We start from the raw sequence: 17,167 nt of genomic DNA, 5'->3' as shown, positions 1-17,167 counted from the left end.
AGAGGGCGAGTATTGTATTCGCTTGCGTATTTATCTCAACGATTTGACATAGTCACCGGGCGTCACGCCGATGGACTTGCGGAAATGACGGTGGAAATGGCTCTGATCGTGAAAACCGCAGGCCAGTGCCGTTTCCAGCACGCCATTGCCCGCCTTTAACAGCTGGCGCCCTTTACGTAAGCGCGCCTGGATCTGATAGGCATGGGGCGGCAAACCGGTCGCCTGCTGAAACTGACGCAGCAAATAATAAGGACTCAGCCCGGCTTTCTCTGCCAATTCCAGCAGGGAGATATTGGCCTCGGGGAAATCATCCAGGAAGGCTTTGATCCGCGCAATCTGGCTTTGCGCCTTACTTTGGGTGGCAGGCTCTATGCGGCTTTTGCCGTGGCGCAGCATTAACCAGGTCAGCGCCGAAAACACCAATGTCTCCTTCACCAGCCGGTTTTCGTTACTGCGCATCATGCCGAAGGCTAAGCGTAATTGCCCGGCTAGCCCGGCGTCCTGTACCACTGGATTTGGGAAATAAGGCGTGGCCCCGGCGACGGTTTTCAGATCGCGGGATAAGAATGCCAGCAGCTCTGGTTTGGGGTACATGGCCTGATAGGACCAGCCGTCTTCGCTGGCGGAACTGCCGGTATGGATATCATCGGCGTTGACCAGGATCACACTGCCCAACGGCGCGACATGCTCGCCGCCAGTACGGTAAAAACGCTGGGCTCCCTCGTCAATCACGCCTACGCAGAAACCCTCGTGACTGTGGCGAGAGAAGGTCTGGCGGCGATAAGTGGCCTGCAACACTTCCAGCCCGCCGAGATCGTCGACGTGCATGAAATTAGTCTGTTCCTGACGCCCTTTCCTGCTCACGCTCTCTGCCATACTTACCTTCCACGCGGATTGAAACTCATTCTAGCACTCGGCAAGATCGGGCGTTTGTACAAAATTGCCCATATCCTACTGCAGCTAAATAGCTGGGTTTAATGGTGCGACAGGTAGGAAGCATGCAGAACCCCGACACGCCGTGGCTCCGTCCATGAAGGCTCGTACCGCGCCTCCATGCGCTTAACGGTCGTCTAACCTGCACGCTTCTCACCGGTTTCACACTTAAATGAGTATTAAACGGCTAAATGATAAAATTAAAATATCTATTTTAGTCCATTCAGTTAAACCTTCCAATAATATTAGCGACCTTAGTGTCATCATAATAGTAAGTTAGATTATCTACGGAATTTAAAAACATATTACATTTTAAACTTACGACAACCATTACAAATAAAAACATCACAATCATTTCATCAAAAAAACATTGATATACAATTATGGATGAGTTAATAATAACTTGCATTTAGAAAAACACACTCAAAAAACACCTCATCAAAAGGAGTTTCCTATGGAAGTTATTGACTTATCGTTATTAGGCTATGTAGCTGGCGGACGAGGTAATAATGGTGGCGATCGTTCGGATAACGGAGGAGGAAATCGCAACAACCGTGGCAATAATAGTGCCGGAAATAGCTCCGGTGGTTTCTATAACAAGTATGGCAATACCGATTGTATCGAAGGCATGCTGGCAAACATGGCTAAAGGCACTGTTGGTGGTCCGGTAGGTATGGCTGCTGGCCTGGCTTATGGCGCTGCGACCGGCGGCTGTTTCAAAGATAGTGACCGAGGAGGTGGTAATGTCGGCACTGGCCCTGGCGGAAATAAAAGCTCTGGCAGCTGCAGCGGTAAAAATGGCAGCGGCGGTTGCAGCTGGTAAGAAAAAATGAATAAACTCTATTGGATCGTTTCTGTCGTCATCGGGCTGGTTTTATCCTCAATTTTTCTGTCCGGCGCCGGAATTGAGGATAATCGTTTCTACTCTGCCCCTGAGAGAATATCCAAACTTGTCGTCTCTATGGTTTTTTCAATTTACTTTATCATGGTACTCCATAAAGTTATTTGTGCCATCTTTAAAAAAAACAAGCCCTAAAGGCCTCCATCCATCGGCAACTGCATGGATGGAGGCTACATTAAATAACGGCGATTACTACTGCACCACTTAGGTCTGAGACCGTTACTAAGGAAAGACATGAAAAAAACCTATTGGAGCCTTTCTGTCGTCATCGGCCTGGTTTTATCTTCATTCTTTACATCCGGTGCAGGTATCAGCGTTAACTATCTCTACTCTGCCCCCGCGGGAATATCCAAACTTATCGTCTCGGTATTTTTTTCAATTGCCGTGATCATCGTTATACATAAGTTTATTTGCGCCATCTTGCAAAAACCGCCATCTATAGATGGCGGCTGATTAATTTAGCTCGCTCACCGTTTCGTTATCAAGAAGTCGATGATGTGCTCGGAGAATGGCTAGATTCCTCGACGGGCTGGCTAATGGCCGCACTGCGCCAGGCGCTGTAGATCGCCAACAGCGGGGCCAAGGCAAACAGCAGGAACAGCCAATGAGCAGCGGAAGCCGCGCCCTCAATGCCACCCGGCGTGGTAAATCCGGCCAGGTTGGTGACCATCCCCGCCAGCGCAGCACCAAACGCCGTGGCGAACAGCTGCACCGTGGTGATCGAGGCACCAGCGATATCCTTATCGGCCTGAGGGGCCACCTGCAAAATACGCGTCAGCAGGTGCGGCCAACCAAAACCGATCCCGAAACCTACCAACGTCAAAGCCAGCACGATCGGCCCCAGTGCCTGCCAGTGGCCGTTAGAAGGAATTGGCATCAGCACTGCCAACCCCAGCAAACCAAGCAGCACCAGGATCGGCCCGCTGATTATCGCCAAACGGATCCCCACGCCGCGCCAACCGGAGCTAAGAATTTCCGACAGGGTCCAACCTGCTGCCATAGTGGCAGCAATATAGCCGGAAATCAGCGGTGACTGACCATGCAGGGTTTGCAAGAAGTAAGGCACAAAGATCTCGCTGGTCATGCCGATCACCAACAAAGTCACTGTCACGTACAGCGAAGCCAGCGCCGAACCACGACGCAGTGCCTGATGTGGCAGCAGGCGAGCGCGGGAATGTCCCTCACGCCGGATTAACCCAATCAACAACAGCAACGCCAGCACGATACCGCCCACGTTTAGCCAACCGCTCTCTGCCAGGCTGCCAGCCGATACCACCAATACCGCGCCAGCCAGCAGCAGCAACTGCATCAGCGGTAACGGCGTTGGCCGCTGCTGCGGTTTGCCTTTGGGCAGGATAAGGAACGTAAAGGCGGCGTAGAGCACCATAATCGGCAACAGAATACCGAACGCCCAGCGCCAGGCGTTCAATTCGGCAAAAATCCCGCCGACGGCTGGCCCCACCAACGTGGCGATCCCCCACATTGCGGAGATCAACGCCATGGCGCGTGGCCAGAGTTTCTGTTCAAACACCAGGTTAATCATCGCGTAGGACAGGGCAAAGATCAGGCCACCGCCAAACCCCTGTACCGTGCGGCCAATCAACATCACCGGCATGGAAGGGGCCAGCGCACACAGCATCGCGCCCACGATGAAGAACAGCGACGCCACCAGATAAGCACTACGCGCACCGTAGCCACTCAGCAAACGTGCCGACAGTGCCGAGCCTAATATCGAGGCCACCACAAACAAGGTGGTGTTCCAGGCATAGAGATCCAACCCACCGATGTCCTGTACCACCGAAGGTAAAATGGTGGTCGCCACCAGAATATTGATCGCATGCAAAGCGACGCCAAGCGACAGTGCGATGGCACTGGCAGCATTTTTGCCGGAAAAGAGATCGCTCCAACGGCTGTTCTCATCGGTTATCACGGTTATCGTCCTGTTTTCAGAGGAATGGCATTGAGTTGATCTTGCTATTAGGCTAAATTTAACAAGCAATATCTTGGAATAATTAAGGGCGAGGCGCTGTAATATGTCAAGAATTAACTTGGAAAATGGCGAATGCACCGCACATTCGGTCAGTGACCGCTTGCTGAAGCTGTTGAAAACCCACGGTCCGCAGCAAGCCTCAGAAGCGGGAAAAGTCCTCGGCACCACTGGTGAAGCCGCTCGTCAGCAATTCGTCAAGCTGGCAAAAGAGGGTCTGGTGGAAGCCAAGGCAGAAACCCGTGGCGTTGGCCGCCCGGTACAGCTCTGGCAGTTGACCGCCGCAGGTAACGCCCACTTTCCCGACGCCCATGCCGAATTAACCGCCCAACTGTTGCGCACGGTGCGTGACAAACTGGGTGAACAGGCGATGGACCTGCTGATCGACAGCCGAGAGCAGGAGACCCGAATTAACTATAAACAGGCGATGGTCGGTGCAGCCGATCTACGTGAACGTGTTGCTCGTCTGGCGGCCATCCGTTGCCGTGAAGGGTATATGGCCGAGTGGAGTGAAGAGAAAGACGGCGAGTTTCTGCTGGTGGAAAATCACTGCCCCATCTGCAGCGCCGCGGCGGTTTGCCAAGGATTTTGCCGCGCCGAGCTGAACGTATTTACCGAGGTGCTGCAAGCCAAGGTTGAGCGCAGCGAACATATTCTTACCGGTGCCCGCCGCTGCGCCTACCTGATCTCCCAGTCGTAATCCCTTGATTGTAGGCCAGGGACTGGCAGCCTCCCCCGGTACCACGACACCACTAAACGAGTAGAAAAGCATTGCTTATCGGCCATGCCTTAAGGTTTACTGAGTGCCCTAACGATTTTTCACCCTACCGAATAATAACCCATGCTGAGCCAACAAAATCGTCATCTCCTGCCGTTAATCGGGGCGCTGTTTACGTTATATATTGTCTGGGGATCGACCTACTTCGCTATCCGAGTGGGAGTGGCAAGCTGGCCTCCCTTGATGATGGCGGGCATTCGTTTTCTGATTGCCGGTATCATCCTGTTCGTTTTCCTGTTGCTGCGGGGCCATGCCCTGCCCACTCTGAAACAGTGGATCGCCGCTGGCACCATTGGCATTCTGTTGCTGGCCGTGGGTAACGGCCTGGTCACGGTTGCCGAGCACCAGGATGTGCCTTCCGGCATTGCCGCGGTGATGGTCGCTACGGTTCCGCTGTTCACCCTCTGCTTCAGCATGTTTTGGGGGATCCGCAATACCAAGCTGGAATGGACCGGTATCGCCCTTGGACTGGTGGGCATTGTGTTGCTCAACACCGGCAATAACCTGGTGGGTAACCCGACCGGCGCGCTGTTAATCCTGTTGGCTTCCGCCAGTTGGGCCTTTGGTTCGGTACTCGGCTCACGCATTTCGCTCCCTGCTGGGCCAATGGCCGGTGCCGCAGAAATGCTGGTGGCCGGCGTGGTGCTGACCATCGCCAGCCAACTGAGCGGTGAGCATTTGGATAAAATGCCCACCTTCAGCGGCTTTATGGCGCTCGGTTATCTGATTGTTTTTGGTTCAATGCTGGCGATCAGCGCCTATATGTTCCTGCTGAAAAACGTACGCCCGGCGGTAGCGACCAGCTATGCCTACGTCAATCCGGTGGTAGCGGTACTGCTCGGCGTCGGTTTTGCTGGCGAATCCCTGGGCCCGCGCGAGTGGCTGGCGTTGGTGATTATCGTCTCGGCGGTGGTGTTGGTGACGCTGGGTAAATATCTGTTTGCCCGCCCGGCCAAGGTGCAACCGGCCGTGAAGTAAGGCATTTGTACCACACAAGGAAAGGGAAGCAGGCATTCTTCCCTTAGCCTGTCTGCTGGGGAATAAAAAACTGGTGTCACTATGTCACCAGCCCGGCCGTCAATGTGAGTGGTGAATTTGTGCCAAATCGTTTTCCGAAAGACCGGTCAACTTCATCACCATGGCACGTTCAAAGCCTTCAGCCAGCATAGAACTCGCTATTTCCAACACGGTTTCCCGCCCTTTTTCCATGCCTTGCTTTATCCCTTTCTCGAAACCTTTTTGCTCAAGATATTCTGCAATAGTCATCAATTCCTCCTCATGCCGCGGTGCGCGTCTGGCCAACTCACGGAGCAACGTCTCCGGCTCGGTTGCCTTCCCCACCAACAGCATATAGTTCACCAATGATATGAGTTGCTCTTTGGTAGTGTATCCGGCCAACAACAATGTGACCAGTTGTTCTAACAGCTCAACCAGGCCACGCTGGCGTACATGCTTTTGCAACAACTCAAGAATGGCCATGCGGCGGTGCTGCATGATTTCATCGTCCGGAATGACGGTAACGTCAACCAACGGAAAATGCCCCGCATAGAGCTGCCTGGCTAGTTCAGGCTCACTGAATTCCTCTAACCAACTCATTGAGTAAGGATAAGGCGCCACCTGGCCGTGATAAAAGAGCACAGGAATAACCAGAGGAAGCTGGTCGTGTCCTGCCTCAAGGTGGCGTTGCATTGCCGCAATGGCATAGCGTATTAAACGAAATGCCATATGTTTGTCGGGCGAGCTTTGATGTTCGATCAAAACGTACACATAACCATCCCCTCTCTCGGTTCGCAACGAGTAAAGTACGTCAGAGTAATGGGCACGCAGGTCGCTCTCGATAAACTACCGGGTTCCAGCTTTAGCGTGTTCAGATCGCAATACTGCAGTAAGGCAGGCGGCACATGTAATTCCAGGAAATCACGGGCCGTGTCTGGATGGGTGAGGAACTGCTTAAATACCACATCATGCGGGGTGGAGGTGGCTTTTTCCATGTCGGTCATCCTTGGACTTAACATAAAAAAACCTACCATAGGCTGTCATCGGCGCACATTATGAACGAATGGGTTCTGAATCCGCCTCGCAAAACCTTTGAACATCAGTTGCGAACCAGATCCCGCCCAAAAAGACGAGAGGATCGGTGCAGCCCGCATACCCCCAATTAAACGAGTGTTGTTTCACCCGGTGAAGGGGCTATAATTCCCGCTGTTCTGGACAACCTGCGAAATCATCATTATGCGGAAAAAAGCGTTCCTCATCGTCATCGCCTTATGCGCCTTCGGCTCTCTGGGCGGCGTGTTTCTGGCCGGGCTGAATATGTACACCCGTTCCACCACGCCACAAGAAGAGACCACAACTACCAACGATGCCTCTGCCGATAGCGCCCCAACGGCCACTATCCAAGCGAAATAACCCGCTTTATAACGCCGTGACGCCAGCGTTGGCCGCCAGCCTTTCAAGCTCGGCCACCCGCTGATAAGCAGTACGCGGCACCAGACTAAAATCGCCGATCAGCAGGCTTTCACTGGCCGTATGGTTGACCATGGCACTGGCCGCGGTGCGTAGGATTGCCAATTGTGAGTCTGGCGTTCCGGCCGCCGTGATCAACGGCAAACCCGGTACCGCAGCGGTACGGCCAATAATCTTCAGGCCAGCAACGGCTTGTGGCCGTGCCCGTTTCAACAGGGCAAAGCTGATGCAGTCGATGGCCGCAATATCCGCCTGCCCCTCCAGGATCATCTCTAGTGAGCGATAGTGGCTGCCAGAGGCGATCGCCTGACGGAAAAAATGCCCTTCCTGCGCCAGCGGTGCAATCAAGGCCCGCAGGCTGTTATACCCTGACTGTGAATCCTGGCTGTTATACGCCACCACGCGATCGCGGAAATCCTCCAGACGGTCAGCCGGTTCATCCTCACGCACCACCAGCCAACTGCTGTAGTTCGCCCCGCTGCACCCCTCCACGCGGTAATGGTAAGTCCCCACCAGCTGTACCTGTGGTAACACCGTCACCAATGGATAACCGCAGGTCTGGCTAAGTAGCAGATCCGGCCGTTGCCAGTGTTGCGGCAAATCCTGCGGCCAACTCAGCGTCTGGGGAACCTCCGCCATACCCAGTTGCCGCAGCTTATCGCGTAGCGCCTGCCAGAACGGTTCCACCTGTTGGTGGCTAACGCCGTACATCGGTAAAGAGACTATCGCCATGGAAGTTACCCCGCAGAAGATGAGACAGTCAGCCGTTGCTGGCGCCAGGCGGTGAGGTAGCGTACCCAGCGTTCGAACAGCATGTCGGTAATGATCGCCAACAACGCCACTACCACCGCTCCCTGGATCACATACGCCGTATTGAAGCCACTCAGGCCAATAATGATCGGCGTTCCCAGCGTTTTGGTGCCCACCGTTGAGGCTATGGCCGCCGTGCCGATATTGATAATCACCGAAGTGCGGATCCCCGCGACGATCACCGGTGCCGCCAACGGCAGCTCAACGCGCCACAAAATTTGCCAGCGGCTCATCCCCACCCCTTGAGCCACTTCACGCGTGCCCGCCGGAACCGACTCTATCCCGGTCAAGGTGCCTTGCAGGATCGGTAATAAACCATACAGCACCAGCGCAATAATCGCTGGCTGCTCACTAAAGCCCATTACCGGTACCGCCACCGCCAATACCGCAACCGGTGGAAAAGTCTGCCCAACGGCAACCACGGTCTCCACCAATGAGCGAAACTCCCTCCCGGCACCGCGAGTCACCGCAATGCCAGCGGTTACGCCAATCATTACCGCAATCAGGCTCGATACGGCTACCAGCGATAAGTGCGCAACAACCAGCGAGAAGAAGCTGTCCTGCTGATACACCGGCCGCTCCAACTGTGGGAACCAAGCGGCAAACAGGCCGTGCAGATGGTTCATGCCGAAGACCAACGCCACTAGCAGAGCAAATGTCCACGGTAGAGGATCGCGCCACCAGCGCGTGATATTCATGATAGCGCCTTGTGTGTAATCAAATCGCTGAAATGCAACACGCCAAGCGCTTGCCCCTGTTCGTCAACCACCGGCAAACGTTCGCAGCCTCGGGCAACAAACACCGACAGCGCCTCACGCAGGCTCATCATGGCCTGGATGGGTTCCCCTTCCGCCTCACCCGGCCGCACCCTTTCGGCTACCGTGCCCAACGCCAACAGCTTGATCCCCCTATCGCTGCGGCCAAAGAAGTCACGCACAAAATCATTCACCGGGTTGGTCAGCAACGCCAACGGAGTGCCCTGCTGCACCACTCGCCCCTGATCGAGCAGCACGATCCGATCGGCCAACCCCAGCGCCTCATCGATATCGTGCGTCACCAGTACGATGGTGCGGCCAGAAAGTTGATGAATACGGGCAATCTCAGCCTGCAACGAGGCCCGGGTCACCGGATCGAGCGCACCAAAGGGCTCGTCCATCAGCAACACCTCAGGATCGGCGGCCAGCGCCCGTGCCACCCCAACCCGCTGTTGCTGTCCGCCGGAAAGCTGATGTGGATAGCGTCGGCGGAACAGCTCCGGCTCCAGTTGCAGCAGCTCCATCAGCTCAGTCACCCGATCGCGGATCCGTGCTCTTGGCCACTTCAGTAACTGCGGCACCGTGGCGATATTCTCTTCTACCGTCCAATGGGGGAACAGGCCGATCGACTGGATGGCATAGCCCATTCGACGTCGTAAATCCTGCGGTTTGAACTTATGGATCTCCTCACCGGCGAACCTGATCTTGCCTTTATCATGCTCGATCAGGCGGTTGATCATCTTCAACGTGGTGGATTTGCCTGAGCCGGAAGTGCCGATCAGCACGGTAAACTCCCCTTCCGCCATGCTCAACGAGAGATCGTCCACCGCCGGTTTCCCCTGAAAAATCTTGCTTACCCGGTCAAAGTTAATCATCTGGCAGTCACTTCCAACATTGAAATTATGAATTTAAACAGCGAGTCGACGATCACCGCCATGGCGATCACCGGGATCACCCCGAGCAACACCAGATCCAGCGCGCTGCTGAGTAATCCTTGAAACACGATCGCGCCAAAACCTCCGGCACCAATCAGCGCTGCCACCACCGCCATTCCCACGGTTTGTACCGCCAGGATGCGCACGCCGGTCAGGAAAAGTGGCATTGCCAGTGGCAGCTGTACGCTAAAGAAAATCTGCCCGCGCGTCATTCCCATGCCGCTGGCGGACTCAATCACGCTGGCGGGCACGCTTTGCAAACCGGCGACCACGCTGCGCACCAGAGGCAACAGGGCATAGAGCACCAATGCCACAATCGCCGGGGCCATGCCGATACCGCTAATGCCTAAGTTCGCCAGCCAAGGTAGCGCCGCCGCCAGCCCGGCCAACGGGGCGATCAACAGGCCAAATAGCGCAATGGAAGGGACGGTCTGGATGATATTCAGCGTGGAGAAGATGGGACCCTGCCAGCGGGTTGAACGAAAACACAGCACGCCCAACGGCACACCAATCAGCAGAGCCGGTACCATGGTAGCCAGCAAGATGGTCAAATGTTGTAGTAATGCAGCGTCAAATACCTCTTGCCGGTTGTGGTACTCCTTCAGCAGGGAAAGCTGGTCCAACTGATGGGTAAACAGCAGCAGCGCGGCAGGTAGCAGCACCAAGACGTTACCCAGAATGCGCCACAGGTGCGAGGGGGTGATCCGCATCATCGCATCTGCGGCGATCAGGCCACTCAATGCTGCCATTAGCGCACAACCGCTGCTCCAGGAAGTACGTGCCAGCGGTGAGCCCTGCAATGCCAATTGCTGCGCGGTATAGCCGCTCAACCAAAAGATCATCGCCAATAGAACAGCGGCAACGCAGGCGGTCAGCCACGCCCGATTGCGCGTGGGGGTCAACAGGCTGAGCACGGCCAACGCCAATAATGGCAGCAGCAGCCACAGCGCGGGGCCATGCAACAGTGAAATCAGAGAGATACTCTTGCCAGACAGTAGGCGATTAGGAGCATAACTGAGGAACGGCAGGCCAAAGGCCGCAAGCAGCAGCAAAACAAACAGAGTCAGTAATACGCGGTTTTTCAAGACAATAATCAAAATCACTCCCCGGTACCCGGGTATCCCCTTGGTCTTTCAGGCGGTAATATTGCCGACTGGGTCGCTCACCGCTGCCCGGTCGGCGGGATCCAGGTTACTTAATCAACCCTTTCTGTTTCAGGTAATTGACCGCCACCTGTTTGGCATCCTGGCCTTCTACGGCGATCTGCGCGTTCAACTGCTGTAAGGTTGGGCCGTCGAGCATAGCGAATACCGGTTTGAGCAGTTCGGCGATATTGGCGTGCTGTTGCAGCGTTGCCTCACGAACAATCGGAGCCGGGGCGTAAATTGGCTGTACGCCCTGTGGGTCTTCCAACGTTTGCAGGCCCAGCGCGGCCACCGGGCCATCAGTCCCATACGCCATCGCCGCATTCACCCCAGAGGTTTGTTCCGCCGCCGCCTTGATGGTCACCGCCGTGTCACCGCCAGCCAGTGACAGTAACTGATCCTGATTAAGCTTGAAGCCATAAGCATTCTGGAAGGCCGGTAGCGCGTCCGGGCGTTCGATAAACTCTGCCGATGCCGCCAGTTTGAACTTACCTCCGTCGTTGATCCACTTGGCCAGATCTGCCAGAGTTTTCAGATGGTTGGCCTGCGCCACGTCCTGGCGAACGGCGATCGTCCAGGTGTTGTTAGCCGGGGCGGCATCCAACCAGACGATCTTGTTCTGGTCATAGTCGAGCTTTTTCACCTTCTCGAACCCGGCCTGAGCGTTTTTCCACGCCGGATCTTTTTCATCGGAGAAGAAGAAGGCACCGTTACCGGTGTATTCCGGGTAGATATCAATCTCGCCGGAAGTGATGGCACCACGTAATACCTTGGTGGTGCCCAATTGCAGTTTGTTGGTAGTTTTGATGCCGTTGGCTTCCAGCACCTGCACAATGATATTGCCAAGCAGCGAGCCTTCGGTATCAATTTTAGAACCCACGCGTACCGTATCGGCCGCCTGTGCAACACCGCAGGCTCCCGCCAGAACGGTCAAAGCCAATGCCAAAAAACGTGCGCGTAATGGGGTAATAGCCATGCTTTATCCTCTTTGATGATGCTTTCCGGCTATTTCGCCAGATCGATTGGAAAATCCTGCGCGGTATGGGTCCAGCCTATCACATGCTGCTTCTCGACTCTCTCCTGTTCAAACGGGTGTACTTCAACGGCAATCGGCGTCACGGCATGATCGACAAACCAGTTGCCATAGCCCTGCACCACAAACCCCTGGCTGCGTTGCCGGTAGGCCTGCTGCTCTGCCAGATAGACTTTTCGCAGCCCATACCAAGGCAAACCGGGTAAATCATGATGCACTAAATGATAGTTCAGATTGAGAAACAGCAGTCGCCAAGGCCAAGAGGCCTCATTAATAATAGAACGTGCCTGCGGAGCGTCCACCGCACGATGCTCATAAAACGAACGGATCTTGGTCAACCCCAGCGCCGGATAGCTCACCACCATCAGATAAAAGGTGGCAGAAATGCCCTGTGTTTGCAGCCAGGCAAGCAGAGTCACCAACAGTGCGCCGTGTACCAGCCACATCGACAAGGTCCGCAGATCTCCGGCCAGTATCGCTTTCAGGGCATTCGCCAGCGTAAAGGCAATATCCCATGCCGGGCCAAGCATGGCCCGCCCAACCAGGGTGTTACGCACCTTCGCCAACAGAGGCAGCAAAACAGGAAACCGTTGCCACTGCGCCCGGCTGAAATAGTAACTTTCCGGATCTTCGGCAGGTTGGGTCAGATGATCGTCGTGATGATGCTGAATATGGCTGTCGCGGTACAGCCCGTAGGGATACCACACCGCCAGGGGAAGCAGGCCGAACAGTTGGTTGAGCCGTGGCCAGCGAGTGGGATGGCCATGGATCAGCTCATGCTGCAACGAGAGATACCAGGTAGTCGCCAACGTCAGCAACGGTGCGCCCAGCCAGGGGCCGAGCTGCTGCCAGTAATGCACCACGCCGAACCAACTACTGTAAACCAGCAGCATAATGCCCCAGGTCGGCAGCTCCAACCGCCAGATCCATTGCCGGTTAAGTTGTTGGATCCAGACTCGTTGTTCGCCATGCAGATAGTGACTATGGGGTTTGGCTGAGGGCATTTTCCGGCTCGCTGAGGCTATTTTTCTCAGTATCAGCGATGCGGATCGGCGCTCAAAATAACAAAAGTGGTAAAGCAAAGTTAAAAATCAGCATCATGACGTTAGCTGCGTGGATGACAACCCTGGCGGGCAACAACAGGCTATGCGTTAACCTACCCTGCCTTGCCAACCTTCAGAGTCATTCCCCCGTCACGGCATAAGCTTGCAACCGCTCACGCCACCAGAGGCTGGCCAGCCCGCTGGCACTTTCTCGCCAGCCGAAGTAGGCGGTGTCGCTATCGCGCTCTGCCTCCACGCTTTTCGCGACCAACTGGCCGGTTTTCAGATAAGGTTCTGCCAGATAATGAGGCAGATAGCCACAGCCCAACCCGGCCAGCTGCGCCTGCAATTTGGCCTCAAAACTGAATACCGTCAGTTGATCCTGCTCATCCAGCACGTGCAGACTTTGCGGCGAATTCACCCGCGACGAGTCATGAACCACCACTGCGCGATGCTGGCGGATGCTGCTTTTCTGCAACGGTTCCGGCTGGGCTGCCAATGGATGGTGCGGGGCGACGGCAAACACATACTCCAACTGCCCTAGCGGGCTAAAAGCATAGCCCGCGCGCAAAGGCGGCTCACAAATCGCACCGATGATAATATCGGCACAGCCGTGTATCAGCGCCTCCCAGGAGCCAGCCAGCACTTCGTGGCTGAAACGCAGCCGGGTGTGGTGGTGATTACGGTAAAACTCATCAATCAGCGGTAGCAGCCTGGCAAAAGGGAACGATGCATCTACCGCCAGGGTGAGATCACTCTCCCAGCCACTTTCCACATAGCGCGCCTGCTGCTCCAGATCTTGCGCAGCGCGTAGCAATATCCGCCCCTTTTCCAGCATCAGCTTGCCGGTAGCGGTGAACTTGGCCCGGTGGCCGGATCGATCGAGCAGCGTGATCGCCAGATCGCTCTCCAGTTTCTGCACCATGTAGCTCAGGGCAGAAGGCGTTTTAAACAGCGCGGCAGCCGCTGCAGCAAATGACCCATGACGATCCAGTGCGTCCAGGATCAATAGCGCTTCCAGGTTTAGTCTCACCCCTTTCTCCCATAGATAAAAAAACTTAACAAGAAGGTAAAAATTCTACGCTATCTTTGAAAACGGCACCTACCTACCATTCATTCCATTGATACAGCGCATCCGTCTTATTCACGGTAATACAATTGGAAGGTACATTATGTCTAAGTTTCAACTGCTTGATCCGAAAAATTCCGCACTCATCTTTATCGATCATCAACCGCAAATGGCTTTTGGCGTGGCCAATATCGATCGCCAACAGCTGAAAAACAACGTGGTAGCGCTGGCCAAAGCCGGCAGCATCTTTAATGTTCCCACTATTTTTACCTCGGTCGAAAGCGAAAGTTTCAGCGGCTATATCTGGCCGGAATTGCTGGCGGTGCATCCAGAACTCACCCCTATTGAACGTACTTCAATGAATTCCTGGGAAGATGCAGCATTCGTTAAAGCCGTGGAGGCCACTGGCCGAAAAAAACTGGTGATCTCCGCCCTGTGGACCGAGGTCTGCCTGACCTTCCCGGCATTGATGGCACTGGAAGCCGGATATGAGGTTTATGTGGTTACAGACACTTCTGGCGGCACCTCGGTGGATGCTCATGAGCGCGCTATCGATCGCATGGTGCAGGCTGGAGCTGTTCCGGTGACCTGGCAACAGGTGCTGCTCGAGTTCCAACGCGATTGGGCACGCAAGGAAACCTACGATGCGGTGATGGATCTGGTACGTGAACACAGCGGTGCCTACGGGATGGGCGTTGACTATGCTTACACTCTGGTGCATCACGCTCCGGCTCGCAACGGCAAGTAAAACCGCGCAGGGCTCCCCTTGACTGACCGCAATACCCTCCCGGCCATGTGCCGGGATTTTTCAGGAGTTGGATCCATGTCCCATCAGCAACACGTTACGCTGGTGATCACTCACCATCTGGCACCCGGCCAGGAACCAGCCTATGAAGCCTGGTTAAAACGCATCATGCCCGATGCCGCCCGGTTTGACGGCCACCTAGGCGTTAACGTCATTCGCCCCTCCGGCAGTGAACAGGCTTATACGGTGCTGGTACGCTTCGATAATCTGGACAATTTATACCGCTGGATCCACTCGCCGCAGCGTCTGAAATATATCGAAGAAGTCACACCACTGCTGCTGGGGAGCGATCGTATTGAGATCCGCCCCGGAGCCGAGTTCTGGTTCACACCTGCCAGCGCCAACGTGCGGCCACCGGCCAAATGGAAACAGTTTTTAATCACCCTGCTGGTGATCTTCCCTTCGACCAATCTGGTGCCCTGGTTTTGGGGCAAGTTACTGCCGGGACTGAGCGGCACACTAGCCGGGCACTTGCTCAATGATGCCAGCGTTGTCGCCCTGGTGGTCTTCCTGTGGATGCCGTTGGTTACCCGTCTGTTTCACCAATGGCTCACCCGCCATTAAAGGAAAACGTTATGAGTCACACCGCATCATTGATCATCAGCAACGGTAAATTCCATACCGTCGATCGCGAAAATCCCACCGCTCAGGCCGTGGCGATCAAGGACGGTAAGTTTCTGGCCGTCGGTAGTGAGAGCGACGTCATGCAATACGCCGGGCCGGAAACCCAGATCATCGACCTACACGGCCATACGGCGGTACCCGGCCTGAATGATTCACACCTGCACCTTATCCGGGGTGGTTTGAATTACAACCTGGAGCTACGCTGGGAAGGCCTGCCTTCGCTCGCCGACGCCTTACGTATGCTCAAGGAACAGACGCTGCGTACGCCCAGCCCACAATGGGTCAGAGTGGTTGGCGGTTGGACCGAGTTCCAATTCGCCGAGCGCCGTATGCCTACGCTGGATGAAATCAACGCCGCCGCCCCAGACACGCCGGTATTTATTTTGCATCTGTACGATCGCGCCCTGCTTAACCGTGCTGCGCTGAAAGTGGTGGGCTACACCAAAGATACGCCAAACCCGCCAGGGGGCGAAATCCAACGCGACGGTAACGGCAACCCAACCGGGATGTTAATCGCCAAGCCCAATGCCATGATCCTCTACGCAACCTTGGCCAAGGGGCCGAAGCTGCCGCTGGAACAACAGGTAAACTCCACCCGCCAGTTTATGCGCGAACTCAACCGCCTGGGCCTGACCAGCGCGATTGACGCAGGCGGCGGTTTCCAGAACTATCCCGAGGACTATCAGGTCATCGCGGAACTGCACGATAAACAACAGTTGACCCTGCGTATCGCCTACAACCTGTTTACCCAACGGCCAAAGCAGGAGTTGGAGGAGTTCCAGCTGTGGACGGATATGCTCAAACCCGGCCAGGGAACGGACTTTTACCGCCATAACGGCGCGGGTGAAATGCTGGTGTTCTCGGCGGCCGACTTCGAAGACTTCCTGCAACCTCGCCCGGATTTGCCTGAAGGTACTGAGGATGAGCTGGAACGCGTGGTGCGCCATCTGGTGGAACACCGCTGGCCGTTCCGTCTGCATGCCACTTACGATGAATCCATCAGCCGGATGCTGAACGTGTTTGAGAAGGTTAACCGCGAGATCCCCTTTGCCAGTCTGCACTGGATTTTTGACCATGCAGAAACCATCTCAGAGCGTAATATCGAGCGGGTGAAAGCCCTCGGCGGCGGCATTGCCGTACAGCACCGCATGGCGTTTCAAGGGGAATACTTTGCCGAGCGCTATGGCATCGAAGCGACCAAACAGACGCCTCCGGTAGCTAAAATGCTGGCGGCAGAGTTGCCGGTTGGATTAGGCACCGACGCCACCCGCGTCGCCAGTTACAACCCTTGGACAGCGCTGTACTGGCTGGTTTCTGGCCGCACGGTCGGCGGTATGGCAATGTATGACGACCAGGCTCGTCTGGATCGTGAAACGGCATTGATGCTTTGGACACAGGGCAGTGCCTGGTTCTCTACCGAACAAGGCAAAAAGGGCCAGATCAAGGTGGGACAGCTGGCGGATATAGCCGTGCTGTCACAGGATTACTTCAGCGTACCGGAGGAGCAGATCAAGGGAATTGAGTCGGTCATGACCGTGGTGGATGGCAAAGTTGTCTATGCTGCGGGCAGTTTCTCGCCGCTCTCTCCGCCGCCGTTACCGATATTGCCTGAGTGGTCACCGGTGGTCAACGTATCGGGGCATTATCGCTCAGCACCGCCCGCAACCACCGGCAAGGTGGGTGCATTAAGCCAGGCACACCAGTGTTGCGGCCCTTGTGGCGTTCATGCTCACCAGCATGACATTGCCCGCCGTTCCAGCATTCCCATCGCCAACGAGAATGCCTTCTGGGGCGCATTCGGCTGTTCTTGCTTTGCGTTTTAATCGTTCAAGGGCCTTGCATGTTGCCTAGTGGGTGCAGCAAGCAAGGCCCTACGGGACAGC

17 protein-coding genes and 1 pseudogene are annotated in these 17,167 nt (G+C 55.4%); 8 read left to right on the top strand and 10 right to left on the bottom strand.

Going from position 1 to position 17,167, the window contains the following annotated elements; all coding sequences use genetic code 11:
- Nucleotides 1-30: 30 nt before the first annotated feature.
- Nucleotides 31-876, bottom strand: a complete 846-nt coding sequence (locus AC6HVW_RS08345; protein WP_071683254.1) for an AraC family transcriptional regulator — start codon at nt 874-876, stop codon at nt 31-33.
- 511 nt (nt 877-1,387) lie between these two features.
- Here AC6HVW_RS08345 and AC6HVW_RS08340 point away from each other — a divergent pair.
- Entirely contained in the window at nt 1,388-1,756 is a 369-nt protein-coding gene (locus AC6HVW_RS08340) for a hypothetical protein (RefSeq protein ID WP_071683253.1), read from the top strand.
- A gap of 312 nt (nt 1,757-2,068) precedes the next feature.
- Nucleotides 2,069-2,287 carry a hypothetical protein gene (locus AC6HVW_RS08335; RefSeq protein WP_071683251.1) on the top strand — a complete coding sequence of 73 codons (219 nt, stop codon included), beginning with the start codon at nt 2,069-2,071 and terminating at the stop codon, nt 2,285-2,287.
- A 28-nt stretch (nt 2,288-2,315) separates the two neighbouring features.
- Here the strand turns inward: AC6HVW_RS08335 and AC6HVW_RS08330 are convergent, their stop codons facing one another.
- Nucleotides 2,316-3,764, bottom strand: a complete 1,449-nt coding sequence (locus AC6HVW_RS08330; RefSeq protein ID WP_071683250.1) for an MFS transporter — start codon at nt 3,762-3,764, stop codon at nt 2,316-2,318.
- A gap of 103 nt (nt 3,765-3,867) precedes the next feature.
- On the opposite strand from AC6HVW_RS08330, the gene AC6HVW_RS08325 reads away from it, so the two are divergent.
- Both AC6HVW_RS08325 and yedA read left to right on the top strand, forming a co-directional pair.
- Nucleotides 3,868-4,521: a helix-turn-helix transcriptional regulator gene (locus tag AC6HVW_RS08325; protein ID WP_447889424.1), complete on the top strand. Its 654-nt coding sequence runs from the start codon at nt 3,868-3,870 to the stop codon at nt 4,519-4,521.
- Between the two features lie 141 nt (nt 4,522-4,662).
- A complete protein-coding gene (gene yedA / locus AC6HVW_RS08320) occupies nt 4,663-5,577 on the top strand; it encodes a drug/metabolite exporter YedA (protein ID WP_071683248.1) in 915 nt (304 codons plus the stop codon).
- A gap of 99 nt (nt 5,578-5,676) precedes the next feature.
- Here yedA and AC6HVW_RS08315 read toward each other — a convergent pair.
- Nucleotides 5,677-6,599: pseudogene (locus AC6HVW_RS08315) on the bottom strand (Rpn family recombination-promoting nuclease/putative transposase).
- A gap of 232 nt (nt 6,600-6,831) precedes the next feature.
- Here AC6HVW_RS08315 and AC6HVW_RS08310 point away from each other — a divergent pair.
- On the top strand, nt 6,832-7,008 hold the full coding sequence (locus tag AC6HVW_RS08310; protein WP_175415610.1) for a YohO family small membrane protein: 177 nt from the start codon (nt 6,832-6,834) through the stop codon (nt 7,006-7,008).
- Between the two features lie 6 nt (nt 7,009-7,014).
- Here the strand turns inward: AC6HVW_RS08310 and AC6HVW_RS08305 are convergent, their stop codons facing one another.
- From AC6HVW_RS08305 to AC6HVW_RS08275, 7 genes are all read right to left on the bottom strand, one after another.
- On the bottom strand, nt 7,015-7,797 hold the full coding sequence (locus tag AC6HVW_RS08305; protein WP_137751136.1) for a phosphate/phosphite/phosphonate ABC transporter substrate-binding protein: 783 nt from the start codon (nt 7,795-7,797) through the stop codon (nt 7,015-7,017).
- Nucleotides 7,798-7,802: 5 nt separating this feature from the next.
- Nucleotides 7,803-8,573, bottom strand: coding sequence for an ABC transporter permease (locus tag AC6HVW_RS08300; RefSeq protein WP_059200245.1), 771 nt, complete (start codon nt 8,571-8,573; stop codon nt 7,803-7,805).
- The gene (locus AC6HVW_RS08295; protein ID WP_021805151.1) at nt 8,570-9,505 is read right to left on the bottom strand and encodes an ABC transporter ATP-binding protein; all 936 of its coding nucleotides are present in this window, start codon (nt 9,503-9,505) and stop codon (nt 8,570-8,572) included. The genes AC6HVW_RS08300 and AC6HVW_RS08295 overlap by 4 nt, the downstream gene beginning before the upstream one ends.
- Nucleotides 9,502-10,656 (bottom strand): ABC transporter permease, encoded by a 1,155-nt coding sequence (locus AC6HVW_RS08290; RefSeq protein WP_175415649.1) that lies wholly within the window; start codon nt 10,654-10,656, stop codon nt 9,502-9,504. The genes AC6HVW_RS08295 and AC6HVW_RS08290 overlap by 4 nt, the downstream gene beginning before the upstream one ends.
- Nucleotides 10,657-10,756: 100 nt before the next feature.
- Complete coding sequence (gene osmF / locus AC6HVW_RS08285; RefSeq protein WP_497569330.1) at nt 10,757-11,686, bottom strand: glycine betaine ABC transporter substrate-binding protein OsmF; 930 nt, start codon at nt 11,684-11,686, stop codon at nt 10,757-10,759.
- A 29-nt stretch (nt 11,687-11,715) separates the two neighbouring features.
- Nucleotides 11,716-12,747, bottom strand: coding sequence for a fatty acid desaturase (locus AC6HVW_RS08280; protein ID WP_071683245.1), 1,032 nt, complete (start codon nt 12,745-12,747; stop codon nt 11,716-11,718).
- Between the two features lie 178 nt (nt 12,748-12,925).
- Nucleotides 12,926-13,819 carry a LysR substrate-binding domain-containing protein gene (locus AC6HVW_RS08275; protein ID WP_071683244.1) on the bottom strand — a complete coding sequence of 298 codons (894 nt, stop codon included), beginning with the start codon at nt 13,817-13,819 and terminating at the stop codon, nt 12,926-12,928.
- A gap of 139 nt (nt 13,820-13,958) precedes the next feature.
- On the opposite strand from AC6HVW_RS08275, the gene AC6HVW_RS08270 reads away from it, so the two are divergent.
- The 3 genes from AC6HVW_RS08270 (at nt 13,959) to AC6HVW_RS08260 (ending at nt 17,107) form a co-directional block, all read left to right on the top strand.
- Nucleotides 13,959-14,603, top strand: coding sequence for a hydrolase (locus AC6HVW_RS08270; RefSeq protein WP_071683243.1), 645 nt, complete (start codon nt 13,959-13,961; stop codon nt 14,601-14,603).
- Between the two features lie 75 nt (nt 14,604-14,678).
- Nucleotides 14,679-15,224 (top strand): antibiotic biosynthesis monooxygenase, encoded by a 546-nt coding sequence (locus AC6HVW_RS08265; protein WP_059200241.1) that lies wholly within the window; start codon nt 14,679-14,681, stop codon nt 15,222-15,224.
- Between the two features lie 11 nt (nt 15,225-15,235).
- Nucleotides 15,236-17,107 carry an amidohydrolase gene (locus AC6HVW_RS08260; protein ID WP_497569329.1) on the top strand — a complete coding sequence of 624 codons (1,872 nt, stop codon included), beginning with the start codon at nt 15,236-15,238 and terminating at the stop codon, nt 17,105-17,107.
- Nucleotides 17,108-17,167: the final 60 nt, after the last annotated feature.

Source organism: Serratia sp. NCCP-200 (assembly GCF_059697885.1).
This window is presented reverse-complemented; position numbering and strand designations above follow the sequence as displayed.